The organism is Pengzhenrongella sp. (assembly GCF_036565025.1).
GTDB lineage: Bacteria > Actinomycetota > Actinomycetes > Actinomycetales > Cellulomonadaceae > Pengzhenrongella.
Window position 1 is genome coordinate 1 of record NZ_DATCNW010000410.1, and the last position, 3,645, is coordinate 3,645.

2 protein-coding genes and 1 pseudogene are annotated in these 3,645 nt (G+C 73.2%); 1 reads left to right on the plus strand and 2 read right to left on the minus strand.

Going from position 1 to position 3,645, the window contains the following annotated elements:
• Positions 1-57: 57 nt before the first annotated feature.
• Entirely contained in the window at positions 58-2,127 is a 2,070-nt protein-coding gene (locus tag VIM26_RS23300; protein WP_331955718.1) for a beta-galactosidase, read from the minus strand.
• 268 nt (positions 2,128-2,395) lie between these two features.
• On the opposite strand from VIM26_RS23300, the gene VIM26_RS23305 reads away from it, so the two are divergent.
• Positions 2,396-3,400, plus strand: coding sequence for a LacI family DNA-binding transcriptional regulator (locus VIM26_RS23305; protein ID WP_331955719.1), 1,005 nt, complete (start codon positions 2,396-2,398; stop codon positions 3,398-3,400).
• Here VIM26_RS23305 and VIM26_RS23310 read toward each other — a convergent pair.
• A pseudogene (locus tag VIM26_RS23310) lies at positions 3,390-3,645 on the minus strand (carbohydrate ABC transporter permease); the annotation flags it as partial. The gene VIM26_RS23305 and the pseudogene VIM26_RS23310 sit on opposite strands and share 11 nt — an antisense overlap.

Genomic DNA, 3,645 nt, shown 5'->3' on the forward strand with positions numbered 1-3,645 from the left:
TCGCCGCGGGGCGGTCGAACCACAGCGCGTCGGCGGCCCGCCGGTCGTCGCCGCCGCTCACGGCGAGCCCTCGACCAGGGCGACGGCGCCCTCGGCGCGCAGGCGCACGGTGCCCGGGTGGACCTCGCCCGTGAGCAGGTCGCGATGGGTCCCGGCGAGCGGCACCGACCGTTCGGCGGCGGCGGTGTTGAGCAGGAAGAGCACGTCGCCGCGCCGGACCGCCTCGACGCCGTCGGGCAGCGCGCCCGAGCCGGCGAGCGCGCCGTTGAGCCCTGCGGCGGCCGCGCAGCGGGCCACGATCACCTCGAGCACGCCGAGCGGCGGGATGGTCCCGACGTACCAGGCCGCCCCGCCGGCGGCGGACCGGCGGCGCAGCACCGCGGGCGAACCGTCGAGGTCCGCGCCGGCGTAGGACGCGACCGCCTCTCCGTCGTCCACGCGCAGCCGCTCCCCCCAGACCGTCGCGGTGAAGTCGCCGAGCGCGCCGGAGGTGACAGGCACACCGCCGTCGGGCAGGGGGCAGAACTCCTCACCCGACCCGCCGACCAGGTCCGCGAACGGGACGGGGAACCGGCCGAGCCGGATGTGCGCGTCCGCGTCGGCGACCCCGGAGAACGGTCCCAGCAGCAGGACTCCCCCGCGCTCGACGACGCCCCGCAGGTTCGCCGCATCGTCGTCGGTGACCAGGTACAGCTGGGGTGCGACGACGAGGTCGTAGCCCGACAGGTCGCCGCCGGGGTGCACGACGTCGACCGCGATGCCCGCACGCCACAGCGGCCGGTAGTAGGCGAGGACCTGGTCCATCACCGCCAGGCGCCGGCTCGGCCCGGCCGGCTCGTGCGCGGCCCACCAGCTCGACCAGTCGAAGACGAGCGCGGCCCGCGCCTCGACCCGCGCACCCACGAGGGCGCCGAGGCGGCGCAGCTCGGCGCCGTGCGCGACGACGGCGCGGTGCAGTCGGGTGTCCGGTCCGGCGTGCGGAACGAGCGCGGAGTGGAAGCGCTCGGCGCCGAACGCGGACTGGCGCCACTGGAAGTAGCACGACCCGTCCGCGCCGCGCGCGATCGCCCGCAGGGAGTCCAGCCGCATCCGTGCCGGGGTCTTGGGCAGGTTGTGCTCGCGCCAGTTCACCGCGCTCGCGGCCTGCTCCAGGAGCATCCAAGCCGTCCCGCCGGCGAGCCCGCGCATCAGATCGTGCGCGAGGGACTGCCGCACCGGGGAGTCCGGATCGGCGGGGTCGGGATAAGCATCGTCCGCGACGACGTCGACCTCAGGCGCCCACCGCCAATAGTCGGTGAGCGGGTGGAAGCCCATGAAGTTGGTCGTGACCGGGACCCCCGGTGCGGCCCGGCGCACGAGGTCGCGCTGCTCGACGTACAGCGCGAGCAACTGGTCGGACGCGAACCGGCTGAAGTCGAGGTTCTGTGTCGGGTTGATGAGGTACGGCGCCGCGCGTGGCGGCACGATCTCGGACCAGTCGTCGTAGCGCTGGCTCCAGAAGGTCGTGCCCCACGCCGTGTTCAGCGACTCGACGGTGCCGTACCGCCGGCGCAGCCAGGCCTGGAACTCCCCGCCGCACAGGTCGCAGTGGCACACCTGGCCGTACTCGTTGCCGATGTGCCACATGCGCACGGCCGGGTGGTCGCCGAACCGGTCCAGCAGCGCACCCGCGATCCGCAGCGCCGCCGCGCGGTAGACGGGCGAGGAGGGGCAGAAGTGGTTGCGCGAACCGTGGCTGAGCCGGACGCCGTCGGCGTTCACCGCGCGCACCTCGGGCGAGCGCAGGCCCAGCCATGCGGGCGGGGACGCGGTGGGGGTCGCCAGGTCGACGGCGATGCCGGCCGAGTGCATCAGGTCCAGCACGTCGCCCAGCCAGTCGAGATCGAGCTCTCCGTGCCGCGGCTCGAGCAGCGCCCAGCTGAACACGCCGACGGTCACCAGGTTCACCCCGGCCGCCCGCATCAGGGCGACGTCCTCGCGCCACACCTCGCGCGGCCACTGCTCGGGGTTGTAGTCGCAGCCGTACAGCAGCCCGAGCTCGCGGGTGAGCGCGTCGAGGCCCGGTCGGTCGGGTCGGGTCTCCCGCTGGGGGGTGACGTTCGCAGTCGTCGGGGTCAGGTGCACCATTGCCTCTGTCTCGCGCGCGGCTTTTCATCGAAGCGGTTCCAGGCGCCCGAGCCCGCAGTTGCGCGGCGCGTCCGGACGCCAGTCTCCCATCTCGACGCGTTTCCGTTCGCAGGGCGCGTCGAAGCGGTTCCGCGTAGGATTGCGGCGATTGGCGCAGGAGCCGGTTGTGCAGGCGAGGCCGGCGCCCGCGCTAGGGTGGGGCGCCGATACGGGCCTCACCGCCGGCCGCCGGGACGTTCCGGCACTGCGATCAGGACAGGGCGTGAGTGTGGCAACCATCGACGACGTGGCGCGGGCCGCGGGGGTGTCGACCTCGACGGTGTCCTATGTCCTGTCCGGCAAGCGACCGATCTCGGCGCCGACCCGCCAGCGGGTCGAGCGCAGCATCCGCAAGCTCGGCTACCGCCCGCACGCCGGTGCGCGCGCGCTCGCGTCCAGTCGCACCAACGTGATCGCCCTGATGGCACCCCTGCGCGCCGGGGTGAACGTCAGTGTCATCATGCAGTTCGTTGCGGGGGTCGTCACCAGCGCGCGGACCTTCGAGCACGACATCCTGCTGCTCACCCAGGACGACGGCGCGGGCCTCGAGCGCGTCGGCGACGGCTCGATGGTCGACGCGCTGATCATGATGGACATCGAGGCGGACGACCCGCGGGTGCCCGTCCTCGCCGCCCTGCGCCAGCCCTCGGTGCTGATCGGGCTGCCCAGCAACCCCCAGGGCCTGTCGTGCGTCGACCTGGACTTCGAGGCCGCGGGCCGGACCGCCGTGCGGCACCTGGCCCAGCTGGGCCACCGGAAGATCGCCCTGATCGGCTCACCGCGCGCGGTGCTCGAACGGCACACGTCCTATGCCGACCGGATGCTGCGCGGGTTCACGGCGCAGATCGCCGAGCTCGGGCTCGAGGGCATCTACGAGCCGTGCGAGTCGTCCCCGACGGGCGCGCTGGTCGCCGTCGACCAGGTGCTCCAGCGGATGCCGGACGTGACGGCGATGGTCGTGCACAACGAGGTCGCGTTGCCGGCAGTCATCGGCACGCTGCGCGAGCGCGGCAAGGTCATCCCCGACGACATCTCGCTGGTCGCGGTGTGCCCGCTCGACATCGCCGTCGGCCAGCCGATCCCGCTCACCGCCGTGGACATCCCCGCCCTGGCGATCGGCCGCGTCGCCGTCGAGATGGCCGTCGCCCGCGTGGCCGGCACCCTCCCGGCCGAGACCCGCCTCCTGGCTCCGGTCCTCACCCAACGCCAAAGCACAGCCCCTTTCAGCCCTTGACGGCGCCGAAGATGACGCCCTTGGTGAAGTGGCGTTGGACGAAGGGGTAGACCAGCAGGATCGGGATGATCGCCAGGACCATGACGGCCATCTGGAGGGGCAGGCCGGTGACGGCGCCCTTGACGACGTCGGCGGTCCCGGTGCCGCCGCCGGGCAGGCTCACGCCCTGCAGGACGTAGGAGCGCAGCACGAGCTGCAGCGGCCATTTGGCGTTGTCGTTGATGTACAGGACCGCGTTGAAGAAC

Bases quoted from the DNA above. Each gene is read 5' to 3' on its own strand.
- VIM26_RS23300 (WP_331955718.1), bottom strand. From the start codon at position 2,127: ATGGTGCACCTGACCCCGACGACTGCGAACGTCACCCCCCAGCGGGAG.